This window comes from Runella salmonicolor, assembly GCF_024158025.1.
GTDB classification, from domain to species: Bacteria; Bacteroidota; Bacteroidia; order Cytophagales; family Spirosomataceae; genus Runella; species Runella salmonicolor.
On sequence record NZ_JAMZEL010000010.1, the window covers coordinates 142,805 to 166,857 of the forward strand.

26 protein-coding genes are annotated in these 24,053 nt (G+C 43.7%); 12 read left to right on the forward strand and 14 right to left on the reverse strand.

The window, feature by feature from the left end; all coding sequences use genetic code 11:
- Positions 1-108 precede the first annotated feature (108 nt).
- The 8 genes from nadD (at position 109) to NCI00_RS21305 (ending at position 5,705) form a co-directional block, all read left to right on the forward strand.
- Positions 109-681 carry a nicotinate (nicotinamide) nucleotide adenylyltransferase gene (gene nadD / locus NCI00_RS21270; RefSeq protein WP_166560800.1) on the forward strand — a complete coding sequence of 191 codons (573 nt, stop codon included), beginning with the start codon at positions 109-111 and terminating at the stop codon, positions 679-681.
- Positions 682-738: 57 nt separating this feature from the next.
- Positions 739-975, forward strand: a complete 237-nt coding sequence (locus tag NCI00_RS21275) for an acyl carrier protein (protein ID WP_013926487.1) — start codon at positions 739-741, stop codon at positions 973-975.
- A gap of 31 nt (positions 976-1,006) precedes the next feature.
- Positions 1,007-2,254 carry a beta-ketoacyl-ACP synthase II gene (gene fabF, locus NCI00_RS21280; protein WP_166560801.1) on the forward strand — a complete coding sequence of 416 codons (1,248 nt, stop codon included), beginning with the start codon at positions 1,007-1,009 and terminating at the stop codon, positions 2,252-2,254.
- A gap of 63 nt (positions 2,255-2,317) precedes the next feature.
- Positions 2,318-3,016 carry a ribonuclease III gene (gene rnc, locus NCI00_RS21285; RefSeq protein WP_114070409.1) on the forward strand — a complete coding sequence of 233 codons (699 nt, stop codon included), beginning with the start codon at positions 2,318-2,320 and terminating at the stop codon, positions 3,014-3,016.
- Positions 3,017-3,162: 146 nt separating this feature from the next.
- Positions 3,163-3,603 carry a hypothetical protein gene (locus NCI00_RS21290; protein ID WP_253530979.1) on the forward strand — a complete coding sequence of 147 codons (441 nt, stop codon included), beginning with the start codon at positions 3,163-3,165 and terminating at the stop codon, positions 3,601-3,603.
- Positions 3,600-4,253 carry a hypothetical protein gene (locus NCI00_RS21295; protein ID WP_253530980.1) on the forward strand — a complete coding sequence of 218 codons (654 nt, stop codon included), beginning with the start codon at positions 3,600-3,602 and terminating at the stop codon, positions 4,251-4,253. Before NCI00_RS21290 ends, NCI00_RS21295 begins: the two co-directional genes overlap by 4 nt.
- A gap of 19 nt (positions 4,254-4,272) precedes the next feature.
- Positions 4,273-4,710 carry a hypothetical protein gene (locus NCI00_RS21300; protein WP_253530981.1) on the forward strand — a complete coding sequence of 146 codons (438 nt, stop codon included), beginning with the start codon at positions 4,273-4,275 and terminating at the stop codon, positions 4,708-4,710.
- 542 nt (positions 4,711-5,252) lie between these two features.
- Entirely contained in the window at positions 5,253-5,705 is a 453-nt protein-coding gene (locus NCI00_RS21305; RefSeq protein WP_253530982.1) for a hypothetical protein, read from the forward strand.
- An 18-nt stretch (positions 5,706-5,723) separates the two neighbouring features.
- Here NCI00_RS21305 and NCI00_RS21310 read toward each other — a convergent pair whose 3' ends face one another.
- The 5 genes from NCI00_RS21310 to NCI00_RS29410 all read right to left on the reverse strand — a co-directional run bounded on the left by NCI00_RS21310 (position 5,724) and on the right by NCI00_RS29410 (position 12,331).
- On the reverse strand, positions 5,724-6,338 hold the full coding sequence (locus tag NCI00_RS21310) for a hypothetical protein (protein WP_253530983.1): 615 nt from the start codon (positions 6,336-6,338) through the stop codon (positions 5,724-5,726).
- Between the two features lie 23 nt (positions 6,339-6,361).
- Entirely contained in the window at positions 6,362-7,642 is a 1,281-nt protein-coding gene (locus tag NCI00_RS21315; RefSeq protein WP_253530984.1) for an LVIVD repeat-containing protein, read from the reverse strand.
- A 106-nt stretch (positions 7,643-7,748) separates the two neighbouring features.
- Positions 7,749-11,732 carry an AAA domain-containing protein gene (locus NCI00_RS21320; RefSeq protein ID WP_253530985.1) on the reverse strand — a complete coding sequence of 1,328 codons (3,984 nt, stop codon included), beginning with the start codon at positions 11,730-11,732 and terminating at the stop codon, positions 7,749-7,751.
- Positions 11,719-12,072 (reverse strand): hypothetical protein, encoded by a 354-nt coding sequence (locus tag NCI00_RS21325; protein ID WP_253530987.1) that lies wholly within the window; start codon positions 12,070-12,072, stop codon positions 11,719-11,721. The genes NCI00_RS21320 and NCI00_RS21325 overlap by 14 nt, the downstream gene beginning before the upstream one ends.
- A 127-nt stretch (positions 12,073-12,199) precedes the next feature.
- On the reverse strand, positions 12,200-12,331 hold the full coding sequence (locus NCI00_RS29410) for a hypothetical protein (protein WP_256498294.1): 132 nt from the start codon (positions 12,329-12,331) through the stop codon (positions 12,200-12,202).
- A gap of 50 nt (positions 12,332-12,381) precedes the next feature.
- Here NCI00_RS29410 and NCI00_RS21330 point away from each other — a divergent pair, with 50 nt between their 5' ends.
- From NCI00_RS21330 to NCI00_RS21345, 4 genes are all read left to right on the forward strand, one after another.
- Positions 12,382-15,015, forward strand: coding sequence for a patatin-like phospholipase family protein (locus tag NCI00_RS21330; RefSeq protein ID WP_253530989.1), 2,634 nt, complete (start codon positions 12,382-12,384; stop codon positions 15,013-15,015).
- 73 nt (positions 15,016-15,088) lie between these two features.
- Entirely contained in the window at positions 15,089-15,277 is a 189-nt protein-coding gene (locus NCI00_RS21335) for a hypothetical protein (RefSeq protein ID WP_114068959.1), read from the forward strand.
- Complete coding sequence (locus tag NCI00_RS21340; protein ID WP_253530991.1) at positions 15,277-16,047, forward strand: TIGR02757 family protein; 771 nt, start codon at positions 15,277-15,279, stop codon at positions 16,045-16,047. Before NCI00_RS21335 ends, NCI00_RS21340 begins: the two co-directional genes overlap by 1 nt.
- 81 nt (positions 16,048-16,128) lie before the next feature.
- A complete protein-coding gene (locus tag NCI00_RS21345) occupies positions 16,129-17,214 on the forward strand; it encodes a hypothetical protein (protein ID WP_253530993.1) in 1,086 nt (361 codons plus the stop codon).
- Between the two features lie 17 nt (positions 17,215-17,231).
- Here NCI00_RS21345 and NCI00_RS21350 read toward each other — a convergent pair whose 3' ends face one another.
- The 9 genes from NCI00_RS21350 to leuC form a co-directional block, all read right to left on the reverse strand.
- On the reverse strand, positions 17,232-17,729 hold the full coding sequence (locus NCI00_RS21350; RefSeq protein ID WP_253530996.1) for a GNAT family N-acetyltransferase: 498 nt from the start codon (positions 17,727-17,729) through the stop codon (positions 17,232-17,234).
- Positions 17,730-17,770: 41 nt separating this feature from the next.
- Entirely contained in the window at positions 17,771-18,121 is a 351-nt protein-coding gene (locus tag NCI00_RS21355; protein WP_253530999.1) for a VanZ family protein, read from the reverse strand.
- 2 nt (positions 18,122-18,123) lie between these two features.
- Entirely contained in the window at positions 18,124-18,462 is a 339-nt protein-coding gene (locus NCI00_RS21360) for a type II toxin-antitoxin system RelE/ParE family toxin (RefSeq protein WP_253531002.1), read from the reverse strand.
- The gene (locus tag NCI00_RS21365) at positions 18,452-18,664 is read right to left on the reverse strand and encodes a hypothetical protein (protein WP_253531004.1); all 213 of its coding nucleotides are present in this window, start codon (positions 18,662-18,664) and stop codon (positions 18,452-18,454) included. Before NCI00_RS21365 ends, NCI00_RS21360 begins: the two co-directional genes overlap by 11 nt.
- 185 nt (positions 18,665-18,849) lie before the next feature.
- Positions 18,850-19,923, reverse strand: a complete 1,074-nt coding sequence (gene leuB, locus NCI00_RS21370) for a 3-isopropylmalate dehydrogenase (RefSeq protein ID WP_253531006.1) — start codon at positions 19,921-19,923, stop codon at positions 18,850-18,852.
- 64 nt (positions 19,924-19,987) lie between these two features.
- Positions 19,988-20,374, reverse strand: a complete 387-nt coding sequence (locus NCI00_RS21375; protein WP_253531007.1) for a GxxExxY protein — start codon at positions 20,372-20,374, stop codon at positions 19,988-19,990.
- A gap of 32 nt (positions 20,375-20,406) precedes the next feature.
- The gene (locus NCI00_RS21380; protein ID WP_253531008.1) at positions 20,407-21,906 is read right to left on the reverse strand and encodes a hydroxymethylglutaryl-CoA lyase-like TIM-barrel protein; all 1,500 of its coding nucleotides are present in this window, start codon (positions 21,904-21,906) and stop codon (positions 20,407-20,409) included.
- A gap of 20 nt (positions 21,907-21,926) precedes the next feature.
- A complete protein-coding gene (gene leuD / locus NCI00_RS21385) occupies positions 21,927-22,523 on the reverse strand; it encodes a 3-isopropylmalate dehydratase small subunit (protein WP_253531009.1) in 597 nt (198 codons plus the stop codon).
- A gap of 14 nt (positions 22,524-22,537) precedes the next feature.
- Positions 22,538-23,935, reverse strand: a complete 1,398-nt coding sequence (leuC, locus tag NCI00_RS21390; protein ID WP_166560813.1) for a 3-isopropylmalate dehydratase large subunit — start codon at positions 23,933-23,935, stop codon at positions 22,538-22,540.
- Between the last annotated feature and the right edge of the window lie 118 nt (positions 23,936-24,053).

The following is a 24,053-nucleotide window of genomic DNA, read 5'->3' on the forward strand; positions in this document are numbered from 1 at the left end:
AACAAAAATATGAAATAGAACGGGGATGACGCAGTGATTACTGATTTTCACCTAATAAAAATCTATCGTCTGCGTTATTTCTTTGATTCCTTCTTTTTACGTTAAATAATGAAAATAGGACTATTCTTCGGCTCATTTAACCCTATTCATATAGGCCACCTGATCATTGCCAATACCATGGCTACCGCCACTGACCTTGAACAGGTATGGTTTATTGTTTCGCCCCAAAATCCGTTCAAAAAGAACAAAAGTCTACTGCATGAATTTGACCGCTACGACATGGTTGAAAAAGCCATCGCCGACAACAGTAAACTGAAAGTAAATGATGTGGAGTTTTCGATGCCCAAACCTAGCTATACCATTGATACTCTGACGAAATTGCAGGAAAAATTTCCTCAGCACACCTTCAAACTCATCATTGGAGAGGATAATTTGGGGCAATTTAAGAACTGGAAAAATTACGAAGCGATTCTACAATATTATGGATTATACGTGTACCCGCGTCCCAATGTGGCTGCCCATGAATTTGCCGACCACCCCGCCATTAAATTCATCCCTGCACCGCTTTTGGATATATCAGCCACTTATATCCGTGATTGTCTAAGAAATAATCGTTCAATTCGCTACATGGTACCCGACGTTGTAGAAGAGATGATAAAAAGGAAGAAATTTTATATTTGACAATCTCCTTTGAAATACATTACTTTGCAGCGATTTTGAACCAAACTTCTCACAAAAATGTCAGAGATTGCAGAAAAAGTAAAGAAAATTATCGTTGATAAACTAGGCGTAGATGAGTCAGAAGTGACCGAAGAAGCTAGCTTCACCAATGACCTCGGCGCTGATTCACTCGATACGGTAGAATTGATCATGGAATTCGAAAAAGAATTCAACGTTTCAATTCCTGATGACCAGGCTGAACACATCGGTACGGTAGGTCAAGCCATCAAATACCTCGAAGAAAACGTCAAGTAAGCATATTTGTTGTAATTTATAGATCCATTTTATGATTCTAAAACGAGTGGTAGTGACGGGCATGGGTGCTTTGACGCCTATCGGAAACACACTGTCGGAATACAAAGAAGGGTTGTTTAGCGGCACCAGCGGAGCTGGGCCGATTACCCGATTTGATGCAACCAAATTTAAGACTCGCTTCGCTTGCGAAGTAAAAGGTCTGGATATGGCTCAATTTATTCCGCGTCAGGAAGCGCGTAAAATGGATCTTTTTACACAATTTGCTGTGGTGGTAGGGGAAGAGGCCGTTAGAGATAGCGGACTCAACCTGGAGAAAGTAAATCTCGACCGTGCGGGCATCATTTGGGGTTCAGGTATTGGTGGTTTAAAAACGTTTGAAGAAGAAGTCCTTTCGTTCGGTAGCGGCGACGGAACTCCTCGTTTCAACCCCTTCTTTATCCCTAAAATGATTGCCGACAGTGCCTCGGGAATTCTTTCGATGCGTATGGGCTTCCGTGGGCCTACCTACGTAACGGTGTCGGCCTGTGCTTCTTCCAACAACGCAATGATTGACGCATTCAATTACATCCGATTGGGCAAAATTGATTTTTGCTTAACAGGTGGATCGGAAGCGGCGGTTACGCAAGCGGGTGTTGGAGGATTTAACTCGCTGAAAGCACTCTCTGAACGCAACGACGATTACTTAACGGCTTCGCGTCCTTACGACAAAGACCGTGATGGATTTGTACTTGGAGAAGGTGGTGCGGGCTTGATATTGGAAGAATACGAACACGCGCTCGCACGCGGGGCCAGAATCTACGCCGAGGTAATCGGCGGGGGAATGTCTTCGGACGCTTATCACATTACGGCCCCTCACCCAGACGGAATCGGTGCTTATATGTGCATGAAAAATGCGCTTGAAGATGCCGAAATCTCGCCCGAAGACATTGATTACATCAATACCCACGGAACTTCGACGCCGATTGGGGATCCACAGGAAATAAAAGCGATTGAACGACTGTTTGGTGAACATGCTTACAAACTAAACATCAGTTCGACAAAGTCCATGATTGGACATCTTTTGGGCGGTGCAGGAGCGGTAGAAGCGGTAGCCTCCATTCTGGCGATTCAACATCAACTGATTCCGCCAACGATCAATCACTTTACCGACGATCCAGAATTCAATCCTCGGTTAAATCTGACGTTCAACAAGCCCCAGTCGCGCACCGTCAATATTGCCTTGAGTAATACTTTTGGCTTTGGTGGGCACAACACCTGTGTTATTTTCCGTAAAATGTAAACCTTTTAGCTGCTTTTGGCTACGGTATTAAATCCCATCATTGATTTCTTTAAGCCGGGGAACATGTCCCCCGAAAAGAAATTCAGAAAGGCCGTAGAACTTATCATCGGCGAAAAACCTTCGAATATGGAGGTTTATCAGCTTGCTTTTCGCCATACTTCAGCATCTAAGGAGACCAATATCAAGGGTTTTAGAGAATCCAACGAACGTTTGGAATTTCTGGGCGACTCGGTATTGGGAATGGTTATTGCCGAATACCTCTTCAAAAAATTTCCTTACAAAGACGAAGGTTTTTTAACCGAAATCCGCTCACGCATTGTAAACCGTGAAACCCTCAACGGCATTGCCCGTAAAATTGGCCTCGACCGTTTGATTGAATTTGACGGTAATCGCAAAGGTATGCCTCCCAATTCTTCCATGTACGGCGACGCCCTCGAAGCACTCGTCGGTGCGGTATATTTGGACAAAGGCTTCCGTTTTACCCGAAAGTTTATTACCAAAGAACTCCTCACGCATTACGACCTCGACGCGCTTATCAACAACAACGCCAACTTCAAAAGCCGCCTCATCGAATGGGCGCAGCGCGAAGGAAAGGAAGTTCGTTTTATGATTGTAGAAGAAAAAGGCAGTCGTCACTTCCGCGAATTTATCTCGCAAGTAATACTGAACGGTGAAGTTTTTGCCCAAGGTAGCGGCTATTCTAAGAAAAAAGCCGAGCAATCAGCCGCTGAAAAAGCGTGCGAGCAGTTGGAATTGAAGTAGGGTTAATTATGGACCCAGTCTTGCCATTGTTTTACTTCACTTTATTGGGCTATGGTATTTCTTTCCTTCAGATGAAAACGTTCCTATGTTATTGCTGTTGCTTCTTTCTTTTTCTATCAAATGGCTTCGCACAGAAGAGAAAAGAGATGGCTTACTTCTCGCGAGAGGTCACCATTAAAGATAGCATTACCCTCTCAATAGTTGACCAGTACATAGAAAAAGTGCAGAAGGAAAAAGAAAAAGTAGTGCATTTATCTATAACCACTGTAAAAGACACTATTTTTTTCCGTTTTGAAGCCATAGCTACTGCCGAAATAATAACAGATTATTACAAACCGTTCTTCTTATTTGAGTACAAAGGTTATTATTTCTTAGTTGATAATGGGGTGGGACGTATGTTTCAGGGAAACGAACAATTTGCCCGATACATCACAAAAAAGTTAAAAAAGCATTTAATCAAAGAAAGTGACTACGAAAGAGATTTAGGAGGAGGAGTCAAAGAAGTTAGTGTTTTCATTTTTGATCCACCTGTAATGTTTGCCACTTACTCACGAAGTGGAATAAAAATTAGATGGGATGGACTATGACGCTTTTTTCACAAACTTTCCATACTCTCAATTCTACAACTTTAGGTAACGCTAACGGTTGCCCGAAAGACAAAAGTCGTCTTTTACTTTTCAAGAGCCTCTTACTAAAAGGCCATATCACATCTCTAATGTGCCTTTTAGTATCAAACTGTATTTCAAACGAATTCTGCCCAAATACCACTTTAGAATACAAAGGCCACATGGTTTCTTTTCCCACTTCTGTTAAAGATGCCATGTATTCATACGATTTAAACTTCAAACGGGGAGCTTTGCTTGCTGATACTGCCATAGCCGAATCTCGAAATATCGTTGCCTATTATCGGTGGGGTTATGACGATAACAGATATACTGTCAATGACAAGGGAAAAGACGAGCTATTGAATAAAGGGATTTATGGCATTAGTTTTTTGGATTGGAAAACCAATGATACGAAAAGCATTGCGGAGCAATTGAAAAGCTTGTACAACAAGCCAATAGAACTAAAGAAAACACGTTTCCAAAAAATAACCTATTACAAAATAGGAATAAATAGCTGCCTATCAGTTATCGTATTTGGCTTTCAACCAATAAATGTTTCCTTTTGCTATCGCTTAGCCGACGAAGAAACAGATAGATTTGTGGAATCCAATGGCAGTATCATTTTAGATTAAAAGAGGTTGTTGGGTATAAATGAGAAAAAAGATTAAAATAACATCTTTCATTATTCTTTTTGGAGTGCTTGTTGGGTTAATTGGTTATCGATGGAACTATGGTTATTGGCCTCCGAGAACCCCGGCGAAAATAGTACAAAAAGCCCTAGGAGTATCATTCATTAATCTAGGGATTAAAAAGTATTATGAACAATGGCTGCCCAATGGTGATGGAACTCTTTTGGTGATTATTAAAACCGATTCTGCTTCTGTAGCAACTATTTTATCAGAATCTAAATTAACATTCAGGCAGCTTGATATTACTAATAATAATGAAGTTAAAATGCTTGTTAAAACTAAATTAGGCTCAATTCAAGCAGGACATTACTATTTCAAAAGAGAAAAAGATCAAAGTTTTGAACTGATTTTCATCTCCCATCATGAGCATATAATTCTTTATTGGCTTGATATTTTATAGCTAGTAAAAACCCTGACAGCGCGAGCCGAAAGGCTCATGCTAACTCACAAGCAATATGATATTTTAGAAAAAATACCTATTTCCCCTAAGTATCTGTGGTATCTTATTTGGTTGTAAAGAAACAAAGGACACAGCAAATAACTCCGCTACAATTGACTCTGTGCAAGTGGTTCAAACTATTTTTCAAGATTCGGTTTTAATCAACAAAGTAAAGTCAGATACTGCGCCTCCAACCGTAGCATTCAGTAAAATCGTACAAAGTAAATGGCCGTTACAGATTTTAAATAAAGAGGTCCGTTATAATATAAGCTCTGTTGACACTCTTGAAAATGCTATTTATAAGGCGTCTGATTTACCATCAAATCACATAGCGGTTACCAGCTTTACTCAATTAAACAACGGTGATGTCAAAGTGACGGTTAGACTTGTGGGAGGTGGATGGGTATTACAGTACTTGCTACAAAGAAATGAGTCTAATCAATGGCGCGTAATCAACTGTATAAAGAGTTATATTTAACCCTCTATTCAACCCTGCGCTTTTAGTGAAACCTTGGATAACTTCTACTGCTGCTTTTGTAGTTGGGGTATTTTTAGCCTGCTGCGAAATCTCTTGCAAAAATACTTCCCTAACCGAGGCTGATACAACCCAAATTTTACAATTACTGCTTACCGACCCCAATTTGGATAAACAACTGAACGGTTTCCGAGAAAAACAATTGAAAATTGTACAAAATAAAACCATCAACAAGCAATATAATCTCTATAAAAACGGACAAATCGTTTTACTGAGTGCTATAGACTCGACCAATGAACAGTTAATAAACCCTTATAAACCAGCCTTTTTTCTGGAAGTGTCCAAATTTGAGATTTCACCACCCAATAAAGCCTGTGCCTTCTTTATATTCAAAGGCACAGGCTTGACTCTCTCTGCCGAACTTAAAAAACAAGAGGGCGGCTTTTGGCAAATTGTAAGTTCAACCATCGGGTTTATCTAAAACAATTAAAGATTTCGTTCAAAACATAAATCCCAGCCTTAGCGCCATTCGGTTATAGGTTCGGTCTTCCCATTTTTCCACTTCTTGCCAGCCCAATGGTTTTGTTACTTTGGCTTCCTGCCGTTTGTAGGTAAGCGACAACAGCATGGCACTTCCTGATTTAAAGCCGAATTTGAGTCCCAAACCTGGATTGAGCATCATCCCGCCTTTAGTGTCATAGCCTGTGCCATCTACCTGAAGCCAATTGAAGCCATAGCCCGCATCTAGCGTGCCAAAAAGATGGACGTTTTTGGGTGTGCTGACCAAATCGTACCGCACTCCAGCCGCAACGGGCGTGAGCAAAGCCGTTTTGTACCAATCCACCCCGACCGTGGCCCCAACCGCCAAACGCGGTTTGAGCTGTACGCCGTTGAAGGTTTGAATGGTGAGGCTCAATCGGTTTTGCACTTCCTGCGCCAACGGAACACTCCACCGAACATCATACACCACCCGACCGAACAATCCTCCCACTTCCGTCATATTGACGTAGTGAGGTTTGAAAACAGCATTTTGAGCGTATAGACCACTCGAAATGCCGACTGTATATGTGATGAGCAGCATTGCCCAACGACAAAAATTAGATGCTTTCAGCATGACAAAACGGGTTAGGATGGGTTTTAAATCGCTACGCGTTTTACGGGAATCTTACTCAATTGGCGCAGGTTCGACGGATTGGAAATATCAAATTGATACAAGCCGTCTTTGCCAATCATCAACAGCGTTTTGTTGGAGAGCGGAATCACGTCGTAGGCATCCATGCCAGTCAGGTGCTGGAGTTGTTTTACGTCAAAATCATTGGCTACGTTTAACGTTTTAAGGCCGTGAATACCTTCGCAAACGTACACATTGGGATAATCAACGCCCAACCCGTGTGGATTTTGCATCGGGTATGATTTGAGCAAACGCGGAGCACGTAAATCCGTAATATCAACCACATCAAGCTGGTTCAGACCACGGTTGCACTGGGTGCCAGAACGCAGCGTAACGTACGCCCGATTGTCGGTTACGGCCACGGGGTCGCACGACATAGCGTGTTGAAATACAGAAAGTTGTTCGGGTTTTTCGGGATTTTTATTGTCATAAATAAACATTCCCGTCGTGGAGCCGATAAACAATTTATCGCGGTACGGAAAAATGGTTTCAATGCCCCACCCCAAATTAATTTTGGAACTAAAAGCTGGTTTTTGGGGTACACTGATGTCAAACAACTGCATGTCATTTTGCCCAACGGTGTATAAATACTTGTCATACAATGCAAACCGCGCCATTGAGCCAGCCTGCCCTTGAGCAGCAGGATTGGCACTACTGCCGCTTGAAGCAGAATTTTGGAATGCCATGTCAAAAACCACCCTACCACCCCAAATACCGTTATTTCCATCTTCACAATTGACTTTCACACTTTCGGTCACAATGTCAACCCGTTGGTCATTGATGGCGCCCGTACTTTTATTCAAAGACCACCACGCCCCGTCAAACTGCCCATTTAAAAACACTTCTTTCTCACGACCTACTTCTCTGACATCCAACGGATTAGAAATATCAAAGGCTACCAAGTCAGCATAGCTATCGGCGTACAAAATGTTGCCGCGAATGGCCATGTCGCCATTGCCAGGAATCTTAATGAAAGAAACCATTTTGGGTGCCGAAGGATTTGAATTATCCACCACGTGCAATCCTTCCTTGAGCTCGTTAATCAGCAGGTAATTCCCTTTGGTATAAATCTTACCGGGACTGATTAAATCACGGGCCGTTTCGGTACGTACGCTTTGGCGCATCTCCGCCAAGGAGACCGTTACGGGCGTAAAACGTTTGTACCTGCGGGTTTCGGTGCATTGGTCAGTACACGACCATTGGAGAAAAGCAACCGAAAAAAGAGAGAGTAAAAGTGTTTTCTTCATGGCAAGCGTCAGAGGTTTGAGTTTATTTCCTCTAAGACGCAAGCGCCGAATAAAACGTTGGAACAGAATGTGAAGACATCAAAAATTTTAAAATCGGTCCCTCTACCTATCTTTTTCTCCACCACTCCCGGCTCCATCTCCGCTCAAAACTCCAGCCTTTGGCGCGCAACTGTAAAGGCAGGTACGCATGAGATTCTTTGGCCGAAACCGCTTGCTGATACAGTTCATCGTCCGTCAGAATGAGGCCTTCATATCGACCTTCTTTTTTGACAGTCAGGTCGGCAAAAGGAAGGGTTAAATGCAGAGATTCTGTTTGCGCTTTTGTTTGCCATTTTTCACTTTTCATCAACTGCTCTTTCAATAACCATTCTGAACGGTACTTATCTGACACAAAAGGCTGGGGCGAGTACCGCCCTTCCGACACATCCAAGGCGTATTGTAGATAGGCTTTGAGCAATCTTGGCCCTTCGTGCAGGCTCTCTTCCACTCTCAATTCGTCGGGTAAAATACTGGTGACGACAAAGACTTTTTCACGGGCGCGGGTAATGGCCACATTGAGGCGATTTTCACCGCCAAGCGCATTTAAACTGCCAAATTGTGCCCGTAATCTACCACGGGCATCGGGCGCATATCCTACCGAAAAGATGATGATATCCCGCTCATCTCCCTGTACATTTTCGATATTTTTGACAAAAAGAGAATGAGCAGCAAGCCCTAAAAAGTGGGTCTCTGCGCTATTTTCATCTTGGGGCCTGAGAAGAAGATTCTCAATCAATTGTTGTTGCGGAAGATTGAACGTAACCACCCCGATGGAGTGATTTGGGTAAGTGCGCTGGAAATCATTCAATAATTCTATCACTTTTTCAGCTTCGGCAAGGTTCCGATTATTTTCCCAAATTCCTCCAACCTTAATAAACTGGATAGCAGGCTCTGATTGGTTAATATCCTCAAAATGAGGCAATAACTGTAGTTTATTTTTATAAAAATATTGGTTTGAAAAATCAATTAAATCCAACGAATGGCTCCGATAGTGCCCTTGTAACATGGTTTCGGGCAGGAACTGTTTCGACAAATCGAGCAGTGATTCCACTTCCAATGCTGCCCGTTCTTCGTCATTCTCTCCTTCGTATCTGACGCGGTATAAGTCATAAGGAGTCAGCTGCTTACTGTCTCCCACCACCACCGTTTGTTTGGCGCGGTAGATGGACGGAATACCGTATTCGGCGTAGCATTGCGAAGCCTCGTCAAAAATCACTAAATCAAACAGACCTTTGGTCAGCGGAAACACCGCCGATACCGTCTCGGGAGAAGCCAGCCAACAAGGAACCAACCGAAATACCTCTTCGGCGTGTTGTTCCATGAGTTTGCGCACGGGCCAAATCTTTCGTTTTTTAGTCACCTGATGATGCAGTTCACGGTAGGTAACGCGGTTTTGTAACCGATTAAACTCCACATTTTTGCCCGTTTGTTCACGCAGTTGCATCAACAAAATCTCCCGACTCAACGATTGTTTTTGAAGAATACCCTCCTGCAACTCTTGCTCTAATTGACCCATTTTTAAGGAAGAAACCGCGCGCAAAACTGGATAAAGTTCTTCCAAATGTGCCAACCAAGCCAAGCGCAGTGAATTCTGGAACAGCCTTATGAAGTCTTCGTTTTGCGCTGCTGGCTGCGTTTCCAGAGCTTGACAAACTTCTGCTTCGATGGACGAAAAGTTACTTCTCAAGACGTCTGCTTCCGTCAATAAATCAAAATCACGGTGAAGGGTTTGTTTAAGTTCGTTTTGAGAAGTTGGGCTTTCGAGCAAACGATTTATCTGTTCTTTGGTCAGGTACTTTTGCCACGCTTGGTACTTCTGAGCGGTTTGCTCACAAAGCGCAACAAGCGCCTCAATTTTCTTCGTTAACTCCTGAAATGACCTTGCTTCGTTTACTGATTTTCTTAAAAATTCGAAGTTTTTCCCAAGCTGTTGGAACACCTCCTGCGCAGTGCCATAGGAAATCATAAATGCCTTATAGTTTGACACCGAACGCTCAAACTGTTCGGTCAAAATCGACACTTCCAGCTTCTCTCCTACCTCTTTGAGGAGTTGCTCCCCACGAACTCGGTTAGTCAAATAATCATTGAGTTTGTATAAATCTCCCAAATCCAAACTCAGGCCGTAAGACGCGGCAAGTGACCGAAAATAGGCTTTATCGCCGTAAAAAGCCCATTTTAGCAATGAGCCCCGGGCCGTAATGATATTTTGTAAACGGACAGCAAAGGAAGTCAATCCACTAGACGCTATTTCGGCTCCAAGTTGTTTTTCAGTGGACAATCTAGAAATTTCTTCGGCGGCGTTTTTAATCCATTTTTTTGTTTCTTTCGTAAAAAAGCCAGATTCCCATTTTTTCAATAGCGGCCAAACATTTTCTTCTTCCAACCACTGAGCGCATTGCAGAAGTGCGTTTTTCTGGCTCGCAAGATATAGGGCTTTGTCGATGGCTATTGCTTCTCCCAAACACCCTTGAGTTTGCGTTTGCAGGTTTTCGTTCCACCTGATTACCTCATCAATGGTCGCATCGATTTTGGAGATTTCCTGAAATGATATTTGAGAAAAATCTACGCGGTTATGCCAAGGATGAGTCTCATTTAAGGCCTCCCGATACGACGCATATCGACGCATTTTTTGCAAAAACACCTCTAATTTATCATCAAACTGAAACGATTTAAAATGCGGCATCGTAATCTGCGGCGCTGTTGGGTCGCTTGTCAGGTATAATTCTTTGGGTGAGAGGCCACAATCCAACGAATTGAAAAGCGCTGTTTTGAATTCTCCCAACTCCTTGCCCACCTGCTCAATGCTCCGGCTTGTCTGTAAAAACCGCCGTTCGAGCACAATCGAGTCCAAGCTATAATTTTGCTGTTGGTACGCTTCAACATTCTCAATTTGGGCGGTTAGCTGACCATACAACGCCGCACGGTCATTTTTGAAATCATGCACCAACGCCAAAAAAGGCGACATCCCCACCTGAGCCAACCGCTGATGTACCACATCAAGGGCTACCCGTTTTTGGCATACCAACAACACCCGCTTACCGCGCGCGGCAAAATCGGCCATCAGGTTAGAAATCAATTGCGATTTTCCAGTACCGGGCGGCCCCTGCACCACCAATGACTCGCCCTGCTTGATCCGCTGAAGCGCCGCCTCTTGCGTACCATCCTGCACGAAAGCCGTAAACGTATGCTCCTCTCTGATAGAATTAGCAGTGGGTGTGATAATGGGAAAGAAAAAGGGCTCGCTTTCTGCCGACACACCTGCCTCTTCGCTAATCAACGTCTCATAGTCAGGGCCTAAATAACTGCCCGTTTGGGGAAAAATACCCAAAACAGCTTCTGGATAGAGTTTAAGTTCGCCATTTCGTTCGAGCAACTCAAGGTCGGGTTTGGATTGTCCGTCAAAGTATTGAAGATTGTCTTGAAAAAGGTCTTGGTTAAAGTTGATTTCCAACGCGCTGTTTTTAAGCAATTCGTACAATTCGGTCCGAAACGCCAACGGGTCTTTACTCAGTTCGTCAAGGCTTTTTTCGAGTAGTTCTTCCGAAATTTTAACTTGATTGAAGTGCCCGTAAGCCAACAAAAAACTACGATTGAGCGCGGCTGGCTCTCCCCGGCGATGGAGTCTCCAGGCAGCACCTTCTGCGCTTTCAGAAAGTTGTTGTTGCAACGTAACTGGAAAAAATGCCAACGGTGCGTGAATCACCGTACCATCCATGAGTTTGCCCCGCACAAAGGGATACGCCACGTACAAATCCTCCGAGCCACGCTCTTCCTCAATAAACCGCTCGGTACGGGCCAGTTTTGTCAGTCGCTTGCTGATTTCATTGACTTTTTCGGAACGACTGTCCAAACGTTGACAGAGTTTTATCGTCTTTTTCTGAGAAATGACGTCTTTGAGTACCTCAAATGCCGCGCGGCCATCTACGAAATCCAGTTCCTGCCAATCCAAAAACTGTTCGGTAGGGAGCGTATTTAATAACAGCGAACGGTTGCGCGTACTGAGATTGGTAAGTCGACGAAGGTATACTTTAAGAACGTCAGCGGTCAGCATTATCTACGTGTAAAATGTGGAAAAAGCGGTGAATGAAAGGAGCAAATAAGACTGAAGTAGCTGATAAAAAAGTAATGCCACTAAATAACGCATAAAACGAAGCGAAAATTTTGGCTGTCTTGCATTCGAGTTTATCTACTGGCCCCATACCTCCCAAAATCATGGCAGCATTGTAGAAAGAATCAACCCAGCTTAGGTGTGGATGAGTCAAATAATGATAGCCCGCCGCCCCGATGATCCACGAAACACCAATCATCCCCAGTGCCACCAAAGAATACTTCAATACACGGCGCTGAAACTTGGGGCGGGGTAACACTTTTTGGGAATGATGCTCAAACATGAAAGTAGTTGGTTATCAAGAATTGAAAACCTAAAATAGCACTTTTATTTTCCGAACCAAAGCACGCAGTTTGAGCCAATACAATATGCTGAACACAACAATTCAAAAGGTCTTCTTCTTCCCCAAATTATGACCGAATAGTAAAACGACTCCACCCAGCCCAGAGATAAGCCTCTGGATGGCTGATGGCCCAATACGCCCATAAATCAATTTTTTCGTGTTTTACCGCTTGATAACATTCGGCGGTTTTATATTGCATTTCTAGTTGATTTTCATAGTTTTAGTGTAAACTTTTATGTCTAACTCAATATGAAAACCAACTCACTGGTAAGCATACTCAAAAGCCTTTTTGAGTATGCTTACACGGGGCTCTTACATTGGTGGGGAAAGTTTACGGATACCTACTTGGGCCGTATAACACTCGAACTGGCGCGCTCAATCGGCAGCACACTTAGATTTGTTTTTCTTCATCCGTATACGCTTATTGTAATCTTGCTTTTGCAGAAGCTGTGGTTGGTGCTGATTGTGCTTTTTATAGCTTATGCACCACTCGGAGCGGCCGACCAAGCCTTCGACGTCTTTTTTGCATTAGTAAACGAACAACGCGGGTGGGCTGTTTGGGCACACGTGGCGGCCTTTTTGTTTGCTATTACGGTTTGGTTTTCGTGCCGATTGCTCTTCATTTTCTTCGACTTGGGCAAAGTTCTTGAACGCATTGCTCCCTCCGCTACCCAACGCGACCGGATTCATTGGCTTTTACAAAAAATAAAAGAAGTAGGAGACAACAATAATGCACTACGCCAATCGGTTCAAACTGCTGACCTATCGTACAAAGTAAAAAGTGACCAAAGTGAGTTAAAGACAGAAGAAGACATCCAAGACTTGCTTGACAAGATTCAGTCTGCCCTCAAACAACAAGGCGACGCCAACGCCGCTTTATTGAGCGATTTGAAAAAAGTTCCTGCTATTTTGAGGAGCTGGGATGCCGAACAACTCCAACTCAAAAACCTACTTAAGGGCCCCAAAGGCAAGTTGACGGTAACAAAAACCAGCCCAAAAACGCCTGTGCTTCGTATCCCAAATAATAACCTGAAGCAATTAGCCGACGAACTTCAACAACTAGCCGACCAAACTTCAGCGACAGAAGACTTTTTGCGTTCGCTCGTTCGCTGGACGCCCCCTATTTTGGGACTGCTGCCTTTCTTTTTGCTGTTGCAAGGTGTGGGTGGACAATTGGAGCACCTTGTTGCTTTGGCTTTTGAAATTGTCATTTACTTTCTCTTCTTATCAATCAACGAAAATTTTCTCCAACCCAAAACCGACGAAGTTGAGCACAAACCAAACAACGATTACTTATCGCTGGACGTCCATTTTGTGAATCAACTGCGGGTGCGGTACAAAATTGGAATGTTTCTTTTTTATCTGTTTTACCTGACTATTTTTTTGTTCTTTGCCAGCCATGTCTACAACATCCCACTCTCACGCCATATAGGAACCGTCGCTATTTATTTCGTCGGTATGGGGCTTTGGACCTATCTTGCCTTCACGCTGTTGTTGCTTGACAATATCCACCGCGCCCCCGTAACGGTCTTGGTCATCGTTGTCTTATTGTTTTTTCTCAACACAAACAATCACCAAATCCGCGTACTTACACCAAGCTACACCACTAAAACTGAGCAATCGGATTCGGTACGTATCAATCAGCACTTCTTGCAGTGGTTGCAGGTGCGGCAAAACGATATTCTCGCCTGCATAAAGAAAAAGCAAAAATACCCGATTTACATTGTGGCTACCGAAGGCGGCGGACTACGAGCGGCCTATTGGACTACCTTAGTATTGGGAGAGCTTGGTAAACAACTACCCGAATTTATGCGCCGTACCTATGCTATCAGCGGGGTATCGGGTGGGTCGGTAGGTGCGGCAGTTTATACAAAAATGTACAGCGACAGCCTAGCCTATCAAAATATTAATGTGTATGTAAAGTCGCAAGAAGTACTAGGAAAAGACTACCTTTCACCCCTCATTTCCGCTTTTTTGTTGCCCGATCTTCTCCAAAAATTATCCCCCATTGGCATACGTTCTTTCGACCGCGCTCGCTACTTGGAAGATGCGCTCAGTAAAGACTATCAGAAAGCAACTGGACAAGGTTATTTATCGCTCGAAACGCCTTTCATGGACATTTGGAGGGGAAAAAGAAAGTATGAAGTACCGTCGTTATTTTTAAACTGTACCCGTGTAGAAACGGGCGAAAAGGCCATTTTATCGAATTTGGCATTTAAAAATGACCCCAGCTTCGGTAGCCGCGACGGGCAGCCAGCCATTGATGTGCAGGAAGATATTGCGCGCAACATCCGCGTCAGTACGGCAGCTTTTATGAGTGCGCGCTTTCCTGTCGTTACACCGCCTGCAACGATTCAGTACCCCGACATGAACGCCGACGACCGCTACAATATTGTAGACGGCGGCTACGTTGATAACTCAGGGTTGGAAACCGCCGTGAGCATTTTATCAAGCATTCAGGACGTCATTAAGCCTGGTAAAGATTCGTCACAAAAATCTCCTAAAACTTTGTTAGATTCTCTAATTAGGAACATCCACATTCACCTCATCATGATTAAAAATTCGGACGAAGGCGAGCTGAACATCAAACCGATCAAAGGTCTATACGAGCTAAAAGCCCCCCTGTCTGCTTTCTTCAATTCATGGGATATTCACGTCGGCAGTAAACTCAACGTAGCCCGAAAATACCTTGCCCTTTCGGCACGATCAATGCCTATTGATTCCGTACTAACGATTTTTGACTTGAATCGAAAAAAAGGGGTCATTCCGTTGGGATGGTTTTTGTCCGACTCTGCTCAAACAAACTTGAAAGAGCAAGCTGAAAAAATTAGAGAATTGAAGAAGAAGGAAATCCGGGAATCATTATGTCACTGCAAGAAATAAATTATGTGCCATAAATTTCCGAACTTTGTCACGCAAAAAAATTTGCAAGACGATTAAAATCATTACACTCACGATGCTTTCACGCCGCCAAGAACGCGAACAACTCAAAACCACCCTCGGCTACCGCCTTTGGAGCGTGGCATTTACAATTTTTTACCCGATTATCTCGCTCTTTGCCTTGGTATTTACGGGGATAGTGCGGTTATTTTCGGGTATTTCGCAGGGATTGGTTTGGCTCTTAAACGGAGGTAAACGCGCCTAATGACCGATTATGTTGCTGAGTTATTGGAACAAAAAGTAGCTCAATACAACCGTCCTGATTTTATCCCCAACGACCCCGTTAGTATTCCCCACCAATTTTCTCGTCGACAAGACATTGAAATTATGGGTTTTTGGGCAGCGGTATTGGCTTGGGGGCAACGCAAGACCATCATCAACAAGTGTAATGAGCTGATTCAGCTGATGGACGGTGCGCCCTATGAGTTCATCAAAAACCATCAGGATTCCGATTTAAAGCGCTTTCTTCAATTCAAACACCGCACCTTCAACGCGACGGATACGCTGTATTTCATTCATTTTTTCAAAGAGTATTATCAACGACACGATTCGTTAGAAACCGCCTTTTCGCAGGCGGTAGCGCCCGATGCTTTCCACGTAGAAAAGGGTTTGGCGGCATTCCATGAGCTATTTTTTAGTCTAGAAGATTTCCCCGAGCGCACCCGCAAACACATTGCCACGCCCGTCCGTAAGTCGTCGTGCAAACGCCTGAATATGTTTTTGCGCTGGATGGTCCGCCAAGATGATAAAGGCGTAGATTTTGGCCTTTGGACTACCATCAAACCCTCCCAACTTATCTGCCCCTGCGACGTACACGTAGACCGCGTAGCCCGCAAACTCGGCCTCATTCAACGCCCCACTACCGATTGGCTTACCGCCCTAGAACTCACCGAAAACCTAAAGCAATTAGACCCTAATGACCCCGTAAAGTATGATTTTGCCTTGTTTGGACTAGGTGTGGAGGGGGAAATGTAACAGTAAAATTTTAATTTTAAGTAATTTACTGTTATTGTATACCTTTTATAAAGATTACTTGCCAACTAAACCCTTCTAAACATGTTAAAAAGAAACGATAATCTAATTGTTAATAGAGGTCTAGACCCTTTGCAAGTACAGTGTTATACCGCCCCCATTGTCAATGATAATCAAAGTTTCATTGACAATTTAACAATTGAAGGAATTTTACCACCTAACCCTCCATTCGAACTTCATCCATATATTTCTGAATTACACTTAGAAAAATATGAAAAATACATAATCGGGACGTTTCCTCCAATAAGTTATATATTAGACCATCCTGCTATAATTATTCCTATTGTAGGTATTCCTACACGCCCTTGGATTCCTTTCTACCATGGCAATAGAGGAAGTATGTGGGAGTATTTATTGACAAATCCAGAATATGCTGCACTAGAAGCTATTATTCCTTTACCAAATAATCTTAATCCTGCTCCTGCCAGAATAGCAGCTAAAAATTTTCTAATAGCATTTTTACAAAAAGAGAAAATAAATTACTCAGATATAATCCAATCAGTACAACGCGTTCAATACAATGCAAATGATACAGGATTGCGAAATATTTGTATAAATAAGGATTTAATTTGTCATATTCTAACTAATGAAAACGCCAAATACCTCTTATTCAATACAGGTAGTACTTTTAGTGCTCAAGGTTTACAAATACATCAAAATGCCAATGTAAATGGTGTGGTAGGAAATGTTAATGTAGCCAAATCGCAAGCATTTGATTTATTTGTGAGGGGCTGTCAAGATATGGGATTAACGGTCGCAATTAGAATTCAACACGGCCCCACTTTACACTTTAATTGGACGACAATAAATATTCCAAATACCCCTTTTCTACAGACGCAAATGCACAATAAAGTTGCATTTGAAATACAAGTATCGAATCCTAATAATTTAAAATTGCCATGTGGCGAATTTAAAAGCCCTAAAATATTAACCGTTATCACAGGTCCTTCGCCTTCACCGATTGCTTTACTAGGTTTAGCAAACAACCAAAATTATTTAAACTGGGTCATGGTTAATCCAGGAGCTAACCAACATGATTTTATTGAATTTATATATCAAAATTTTAGAGGTCATATAAATCTAGATAATTTTTACGATTTAAATGTTTAAAAAATAGCCAATCATATTTATCCTAACTCAAACACCACCGCATCTGCTCGGCCTTCATATCCCGCATCCACTTTTTTCATTCCTACTTTCTCCAAAACGTGCTTGGAAGAGGTATTTTCATCTTGTACAAAAGCCACGATTTTTCTTCCTTTAAAGTTCTGTTGCAGGTAATCAATGACTTTCTTTGTGATTTCAGTGGCGTAGCCTTTGCCCCATACTTCGGGCAAAAAAGCGTAGCCTGCTTCAATATCATCGGTATCTTCAATGTGTTTGATTTTAACGAGCCCAATATACGTATCGGTCGCTTTTTCAAAACACGCAAAAAGCCCCAGTCCTTCATTGGCGGCGGCGTAGATGGTCTCTTGTCGGATTCTTCCCAAACTTTGAGAAAGTTCTGTAACGGGTTTTCGGATGAATGCCATCACTTCGGGATTGCTCTCAATGCGGAACAAATCATGGGCATCGCTTTCTGCAAAAAGGCGAAGATAAAGACGTTGAGTTTCTAAAAAAGGCATTATTGTAGATAAGTTTCAGAGTGAGCGACGCGAATCACCAGCTAAAAAAATGTCTTTTTAACCCATTCGGCAATCGGAATGGCCACGATTACTCCAAGGGCATCGGCAAGGGCGTCGTAAAGGTCAAACGTACGGCCAATGGGCAGTACATGCTGCCATACTTCAATAAAAAAACCATAGGCAATTCCTCCGGCAATTACCCAAATGGGCTGAGGCTTGGCCCAATACCAAAGTGCGCCCAAGATTCCAAAAGAGCCAAAGTGATGTAGTTTATCCCAGCCTAAATCTTTGGGCATTTGTTTGCTCGGAAGTGAGCAAAGCCCCAAAATCACCAACGTCCAAACGATGGCAAGATGGGGCTTTGAAAAGATATTTTTTAACCAAAGGTTCATAATTATCCAAATAACTGCTTGACAATCTTTACCAGCGTCTCTTTTTGGATGTTGCTTTCTTCTGACTTATCAAACATCGTTATCAAATGAATATCAATACCATCTTCTCGCTCCGAAATAAGATAGGTAATTACTCGAAAGCCGCCGCTTTTGCCACCTCCTTTGCTCTTGCTTGCCAACCTAATCTTGTACAAACCTGCACCTAATGAAGTTCCCATTGCGGGGTTTTCGAGCAGCTGTTCGACCAACTCGTCAACTTCGGCTTCTAGTGTGTTAAATTTTTTTGTGAGACGTTTATAACGAGCCTCAAAAAAGGAAGTGATTTTGACTTTATTGGGCATCTTTCAGCTCCTTTTTTAAATCATCTAAGGTGCGGCTCGGCAGTTTGCCTTCCTGCATAAGTTTTACCTCCTTCAGACCTGCTTCGATTTCCTGCATAAGATCCGATGGCTGGTCTTCCTTTAAAATCAGGGACTTGAGTTCTTCTCTGACTTTTTTGGGCAGCACCTTGTATTGCTCGTATATGATTTGGGCCGTGTTCATGGTTGTAATTTTTGAAGAATACAAAGATAAAGATTTTGGATAAGAAAGCTTTTCATCTCTTCAATCAGGATTTAAGCCCACCATCAACAGATTTGCCATTTCAGTATTAAAATGTCAGTAATAGAAATGTAAATAGCGACAAAATGCTAAATTTTGCCGCTATTATAGAAGTAAACCTAACTGATTTACAAATTTTTCAACAACTCCGCGCCCATGGCATCCGTACCCAGAATTTTGTCGGCGGGAGTTTCGCTGTTGGCGATGTCGCGCGTGCGGAAACCGGCTTTCAAAACGGCATCTACGGCGGCGATGATGGCCTCAGATTCTGCTTTCAAACCAAACGAAATATCCAACAACAACGCTGCCGAAAGAACCGATGCCAACGGATTGGCAACGCCTTTGCCCGTGATGTCGTGCGCTGAACCGTGGATAGGCTCGTACACACCCGTGCTGTCGCCTACGGAAGCAGAAGCCAACATTCCCATAGAACCCGCAATTTGGCTCGCTTCGTCGGTCAAAATATCGCCAAAAAGGTTACCCGTTACTACTACGTCAAAACGGCGTGGGTCTTTGATGAGCAACATCGCCGCCGCATCAATGAATTGGTGTTCTACCTCTACGTCTGGATATTCGGGCGCCAATTTCTGAATGACTTCACGCCACAAACGGCTTGATTCAAGCACGTTGGCTTTGTCGACCGACATGAGTTTTTTGCTGCGCGTACGAGCGGCTTCAAACGCCTTGCGGGCAATGCGCTCCACTTCGTATTTGCTGTAAATCATGGTATCGTAGGCGGTATTTCCGTCGTCAAGACGTTCGCGCTTACCGAAATACACGTCGCCCGTCAACTCACGGAAGAAGAGAATATCACAGCCTTTCAGGATTTCAGGTTTGATACTAGATGCTTCCAACAATTCGTCAAACAATTTGATAGGGCGCAGGTTGGCGTACAAGCCAAGCTCTTTGCGCATTCTCAATAGGCCTTGCTCAGGACGTACCTTGGCCGACGGGTCGTTGTCGTATTTGGGGTGACCTACGGCACCAAACAAAATGGCGTCGGAAGCGCGCATTTTAACGAGGGTTTCTTCGGGAAGCGGGTCGCCAGTGGCTTCGATGGCTACGTGGCCGATGAGGGCTTCGTCGTAGGTAAATTCATGACCGAATTTTTCGGCGATGCGGTCCAAGACCTGTTTTCCAACGGTGGTAACTTCTTGCCCGATACCATCACCAGGAACGATTAGGATGTGTTTTTTTGCCATTTTTGAGTTTTTGATTTTTTAACCACTGAGTTTCACGGAGTTTGACACCGAGTTCCGCAGAGTTTTATAATACATATCTTTTGATGCCATTGCGCAGGCTGCTTACATTGAAATTCATCAAATACCCAATTTTGAATTCGCCTAAACGCATATAAGTCAATACTTGTGATGTATGGACATCATTTAAAGCTTCTACTGACTTCAATTCCAAAACAATAGTTTTTTCCACTAAAATGTCGATTCGATACCCGCAATCAAGCTTTACTTCTTCAAAAATTAGAGGCATCGCCTTTTCTTTTTCCACAAACAACCCTAACGTTTGTAATTTGTAAGACAAACATTCTTTGTACGCACTTTCTAATAGACCTGGACCTAATTTAGTATGTACATCGTAAGCACACTTTAAAATATTACTTGTAAGATTATCAAACTCTGTGTAACTCCGTGCCATAACTCTGTGCCACTCCGTGGTTAAATTTATTTTTAAAGAGAAATCAAGTTCAGCATCTTCTGAGTGGCTTTGATGGCCGATACCGTTTGGTCAGAGTCCAAGCCTCTGGTTTTAAACTCTTTATTATTCCAATTCCAGGTGATGATGGTTTCACAAAGTGCGTCGGTGCGTCCTCCCGTTGGGATACGAACGGCATAATCGGTCAACTGCGGGAGCGTTTTTCCTTTGACTTCATAAATTTTCTTCAACGCATTCATAAACGCATCGTACTGACCATCACCCTGCGCATTTTCTTCAAACACCTCATCTTCGATTTTCACCTTGAGCGTCGCCGATGGTTTTAGGTCTTTGGAGTGGGTCAACACATAATTGAGCACTTCAATTTTGTACTCGATGGCGTTGGTATCCAACACGTCAGAGATAATGTACGGAAGGTCGTCTTGCGTCACCACTTCCTTTCTATCACCGAGTTCAATGATTCGTTGCGTTACTTTTTTGAGGTCTTCATCGGCGAGTTTGATACCCAATTCCCGAAGGTTATTTTCGATATTGGCTTTCCCCGACGTTTTGCCCAATGCATACGACCGCTTGCGTCCAAACCGCTCGGGCATCAACTCATTGAAATACAGATTGTTTTTCTTGTCGCCATCGGCATGAATACCAGCCGTTTGGGTAAAAACGTTATCTCCCACAATCGGTTTGTTGGCTGGAATACGAAGCCCAGAGAAGGTTTCAACGATTTTACTAATGGAATACAACGACTCCTCCACTACTCCCGTGGTTACTTCTGGCATGAAATCCTTCAAGACCGCAATCGCACTCGCCAACGGGGCATTGCCTGCCCGTTCGCCCATGCCATTGACCGTCAAATGCAATCCGTGGGCTCCCGCCCGCACTGCTTCCATAACGTTGGCAATGCTTAAATCATAATCGTTATGGGCATGAAAATCAAAGTGTTGATTAGGATAACGCTCCACAATTGATTTCACAAACGAATAAGATTCAGCCGGCGTGAGCACACCTAACGTATCGGGCAACAGCACGCGACGAATGGGCTGAGTGGTCAGAAAATCAAGGAATTGGAATACATACTCAGGGGAGTTACGCATTCCGTTGCTCCAATCTTCGAGGTACACATTGGCAGAAATTCCTTTCGATTGTGCCAATGCAATCACTTTTTGGATGTCTTCAAAATGCGCTTCGGGCGTTTTTTTGAGCTGATGCACCAAGTGATTCATTGAGCCTTTGGTCAATAGATTCATGACCGTAGCACCCGATTCAAGCATCCAATTGATGGACGCTTCGCCGTCTACAAACGTCAGTACTTCTACTTTATCCAAAAATCCATTTTCTTTCGCCCAATTGGTAATTTTCTTTACCGCCCGAAATTCTCCTTCTGAGACCCGCGCCGAAGCAATTTCGATGCGGTCGACTTTGACATCCGTGAGAAGAAGTTGGGCCAACGCCAGCTTTTCAGAAGCCGAAAAAGACACTCCGCTGGTTTGTTCACCGTCGCGGAGTGTCGTATCCATTATTTCGATGTATCTCATAATTAGAAAAGAAGCGCGGCCTCAAAAGCGCCGATTTCCTCTTTCATGGCTCGCAGATAATCAATATCATCGAAGCCGTTTAACAGATTGTGTTTTTTGTAACCGTTGATATCGAAAGACTCCTTTTCACCAGTAGCTAGAATAGTCACCGTTTGGTCGGGCAAGCTTACTTCCAATTCGGTTTTTGGGTCTTTTTCAATCGCCAAAAAGATTTTATCCAAAAACTCGGGGCTTACCGTTACAGGCAAAATTCCAACGTTGATGGAGTTGTTTTTGAAAATATCGGCGAAAAAACTCGAAATAACGCAGCGAAAACCGTAATCGTAGATGGCCCACGCGGCGTGCTCACGGCTCGAACCGCTTCCGAAGTTACGGCCTCCCACGAGGATTTTACCTGAGTAGAGCGGGTTGTTCAGTACAAAGTCTGCTTTGGGGGAATTGTCGGGATTATAGCGCCAATCGCGAAAAAGATTGTCGCCGAAGCCTTCCCGCTTGGTGGCTTTCAAAAAGCGAGCGGGGATGATTTGGTCGGTATCCACGTTCTCCAAGGGAAGAGGTACCGCCGAAGATTTTAATATGGTGAATTGATCGTATGCCATGATTATTTTATTGTTTATAAAAACTCCCGTGGGTCAGTTACTTTGCCCGTGACGGCGGCGGCAGCAGCTACATAAGGACTTGCCAGCAGCGTACGTGCACCCGGACCCTGACGCCCTTCAAAGTTGCGGTTTGAGGTACTAACGGCGTATTTACCCGCTGGAATCTTGTCATCGTTCATCGCCAAACAAGCCGAACATCCTGGCTGACGCAATGAGAAACCTGCTTCGGTCAAAATGTCCAAAATACCTTCTTCTTGGATTTGAGCTTCTACGATGTGAGAGCCCGGTACCAGCCAAGCCGTTACATTATCGGCTTTCTTACGGCCTTTTACAATAGATGCAAACGCCCTGAAGTCTTCAATACGACCGTTGGTACAACTTCCCAAAAACACGTAGTCAATCGGCTTGCCAATCATACTATCATCTTCGGCAAAACCCATGTATGCCAGCGATTTAGCATAAGAAGCGCCACCGTCCAATACTTGCTCGGCTTTAGGGATGTGTTGAGAAATACCCGTTCCTAAGCCTGGATTGGTTCCGTAGGTGATTTGGGGTTCGATGTCAGCCGCGTCGTAGGTATATTCTAAATCAAAGGTGGCGCCTTCATCCGTTTTGAGGGTTTTCCAGTAGGCCAGTGCTTTGTCCCATGCTTCGCCTTTAGGCGCTTGCTCACGACCTTTGAGGTAGGCAAATGTAGTCTCGTCGGGGGCAATCATACCACCGCGCGCGCCCATTTCAATCGACATGTTACAAACCGTCATACGGCCTTCCATGCTCATATTTTCAAACACTTCACCAGCATATTCTACAAAATAACCCGTAGCACCACTGGCCGAAATCTGTGAAATAATGTACAACACAGCATCTTTTGGCAATACGCCTTTGCCCAACTTACCGTTGATGGTAATGCGCATTTTCTTTGGTTTGGGCTGCATGATACACTGCGACGCCAGCACCATTTCCACTTCTGAAGTACCAATCCCGAAGGCAATGGCTCCGAACGCACCGTGCGTAGAGGTGTGTGAGTCACCACAAACGATGGTCATGCCCGGAAGGGTGATACCGTTTTCGGGTCCAACTACGTGTACAATTCCGTTTTTGGCGTGGCCCAAACCCCAGTGCGAAATACCGTACTTGGCGGTGTTGGTTTCGAGGGCTTTCAACTGATTGGCCGAAAGCGGGTCTTGTACCGGCAAATGTTGGTTGATGGTAGGCGTGTTGTGATCGGCAGTAGCAAAAGTACGCTCCGGAAACAGCACACCGATACCCCGACTTTCGAGGCCCAAAAAGGCCACTGGGCTAGTGACTTCGTGAATAAAGTGACGGTCGATGAAGAACACATCGGGCCCGTCTTCAATCTTGCGGACAACGTGGGCATCCCACACTTTGTCGAAGAGGGTTGTTTTTGACATATTACCTTAGTTTTAATACGTTTTTAGAATCATATTTACGACTAACCACAGAGAAACGAATGAGCACAGAGCATGAACTCAATGTAGTAGTTATTTTACGATACAAAATTGCAGGAAA

Bases quoted from the DNA above. Each gene is read 5' to 3' on its own strand.
- NCI00_RS21350 (WP_253530996.1), bottom strand. From the start codon at position 17,729: ATGCCTTTTTTAGAAACTCAACGTCTTTATCTTCGCCTTTTTGCAGAA.
- NCI00_RS21330 (WP_253530989.1), top strand. From the start codon at position 12,382: ATGAAAACCAACTCACTGGTAAGCATACTCAAAAGCCTTTTTGAGTAT.
- leuD (WP_253531009.1), bottom strand. From the start codon at position 22,523: ATGGCATACGATCAATTCACCATATTAAAATCTTCGGCGGTACCTCTT.
- NCI00_RS21275 (WP_013926487.1), top strand. From the start codon at position 739: ATGTCAGAGATTGCAGAAAAAGTAAAGAAAATTATCGTTGATAAACTA.
- NCI00_RS21355 (WP_253530999.1), bottom strand. From the start codon at position 18,121: ATGAACCTTTGGTTAAAAAATATCTTTTCAAAGCCCCATCTTGCCATC.
- fabF (WP_166560801.1), top strand. From the start codon at position 1,007: ATGATTCTAAAACGAGTGGTAGTGACGGGCATGGGTGCTTTGACGCCT.
- leuC (WP_166560813.1), bottom strand. From the start codon at position 23,935: ATGTCAAAAACAACCCTCTTCGACAAAGTGTGGGATGCCCACGTTGTC.
- NCI00_RS21345 (WP_253530993.1), top strand. From the start codon at position 16,129: ATGTTAAAAAGAAACGATAATCTAATTGTTAATAGAGGTCTAGACCCT.
- NCI00_RS21335 (WP_114068959.1), top strand. From the start codon at position 15,089: ATGCTTTCACGCCGCCAAGAACGCGAACAACTCAAAACCACCCTCGGC.
- leuB (WP_253531006.1), bottom strand. From the start codon at position 19,923: ATGGCAAAAAAACACATCCTAATCGTTCCTGGTGATGGTATCGGGCAA.
- NCI00_RS21310 (WP_253530983.1), bottom strand. From the start codon at position 6,338: ATGCTGAAAGCATCTAATTTTTGTCGTTGGGCAATGCTGCTCATCACA.
- NCI00_RS21295 (WP_253530980.1), top strand. From the start codon at position 3,600: ATGACGCTTTTTTCACAAACTTTCCATACTCTCAATTCTACAACTTTA.
- NCI00_RS29410 (WP_256498294.1), bottom strand. From the start codon at position 12,331: ATGCAATATAAAACCGCCGAATGTTATCAAGCGGTAAAACACGAAAAA.
- NCI00_RS21380 (WP_253531008.1), bottom strand. From the start codon at position 21,906: ATGGATACGACACTCCGCGACGGTGAACAAACCAGCGGAGTGTCTTTT.
- NCI00_RS21315 (WP_253530984.1), bottom strand. From the start codon at position 7,642: ATGAAGAAAACACTTTTACTCTCTCTTTTTTCGGTTGCTTTTCTCCAA.
- NCI00_RS21325 (WP_253530987.1), bottom strand. From the start codon at position 12,072: ATGTTTGAGCATCATTCCCAAAAAGTGTTACCCCGCCCCAAGTTTCAG.
- NCI00_RS21360 (WP_253531002.1), bottom strand. From the start codon at position 18,462: ATGCCCAATAAAGTCAAAATCACTTCCTTTTTTGAGGCTCGTTATAAA.
- NCI00_RS21365 (WP_253531004.1), bottom strand. From the start codon at position 18,664: ATGAACACGGCCCAAATCATATACGAGCAATACAAGGTGCTGCCCAAA.
- NCI00_RS21290 (WP_253530979.1), top strand. From the start codon at position 3,163: ATGGCTTACTTCTCGCGAGAGGTCACCATTAAAGATAGCATTACCCTC.
- rnc (WP_114070409.1), top strand. From the start codon at position 2,318: ATGTCCCCCGAAAAGAAATTCAGAAAGGCCGTAGAACTTATCATCGGC.
- nadD (WP_166560800.1), top strand. From the start codon at position 109: ATGAAAATAGGACTATTCTTCGGCTCATTTAACCCTATTCATATAGGC.
- NCI00_RS21340 (WP_253530991.1), top strand. From the start codon at position 15,277: ATGACCGATTATGTTGCTGAGTTATTGGAACAAAAAGTAGCTCAATAC.
- NCI00_RS21375 (WP_253531007.1), bottom strand. From the start codon at position 20,374: ATGGCACGGAGTTACACAGAGTTTGATAATCTTACAAGTAATATTTTA.
- NCI00_RS21300 (WP_253530981.1), top strand. From the start codon at position 4,273: ATGAGAAAAAAGATTAAAATAACATCTTTCATTATTCTTTTTGGAGTG.
- NCI00_RS21320 (WP_253530985.1), bottom strand. From the start codon at position 11,732: ATGCTGACCGCTGACGTTCTTAAAGTATACCTTCGTCGACTTACCAAT.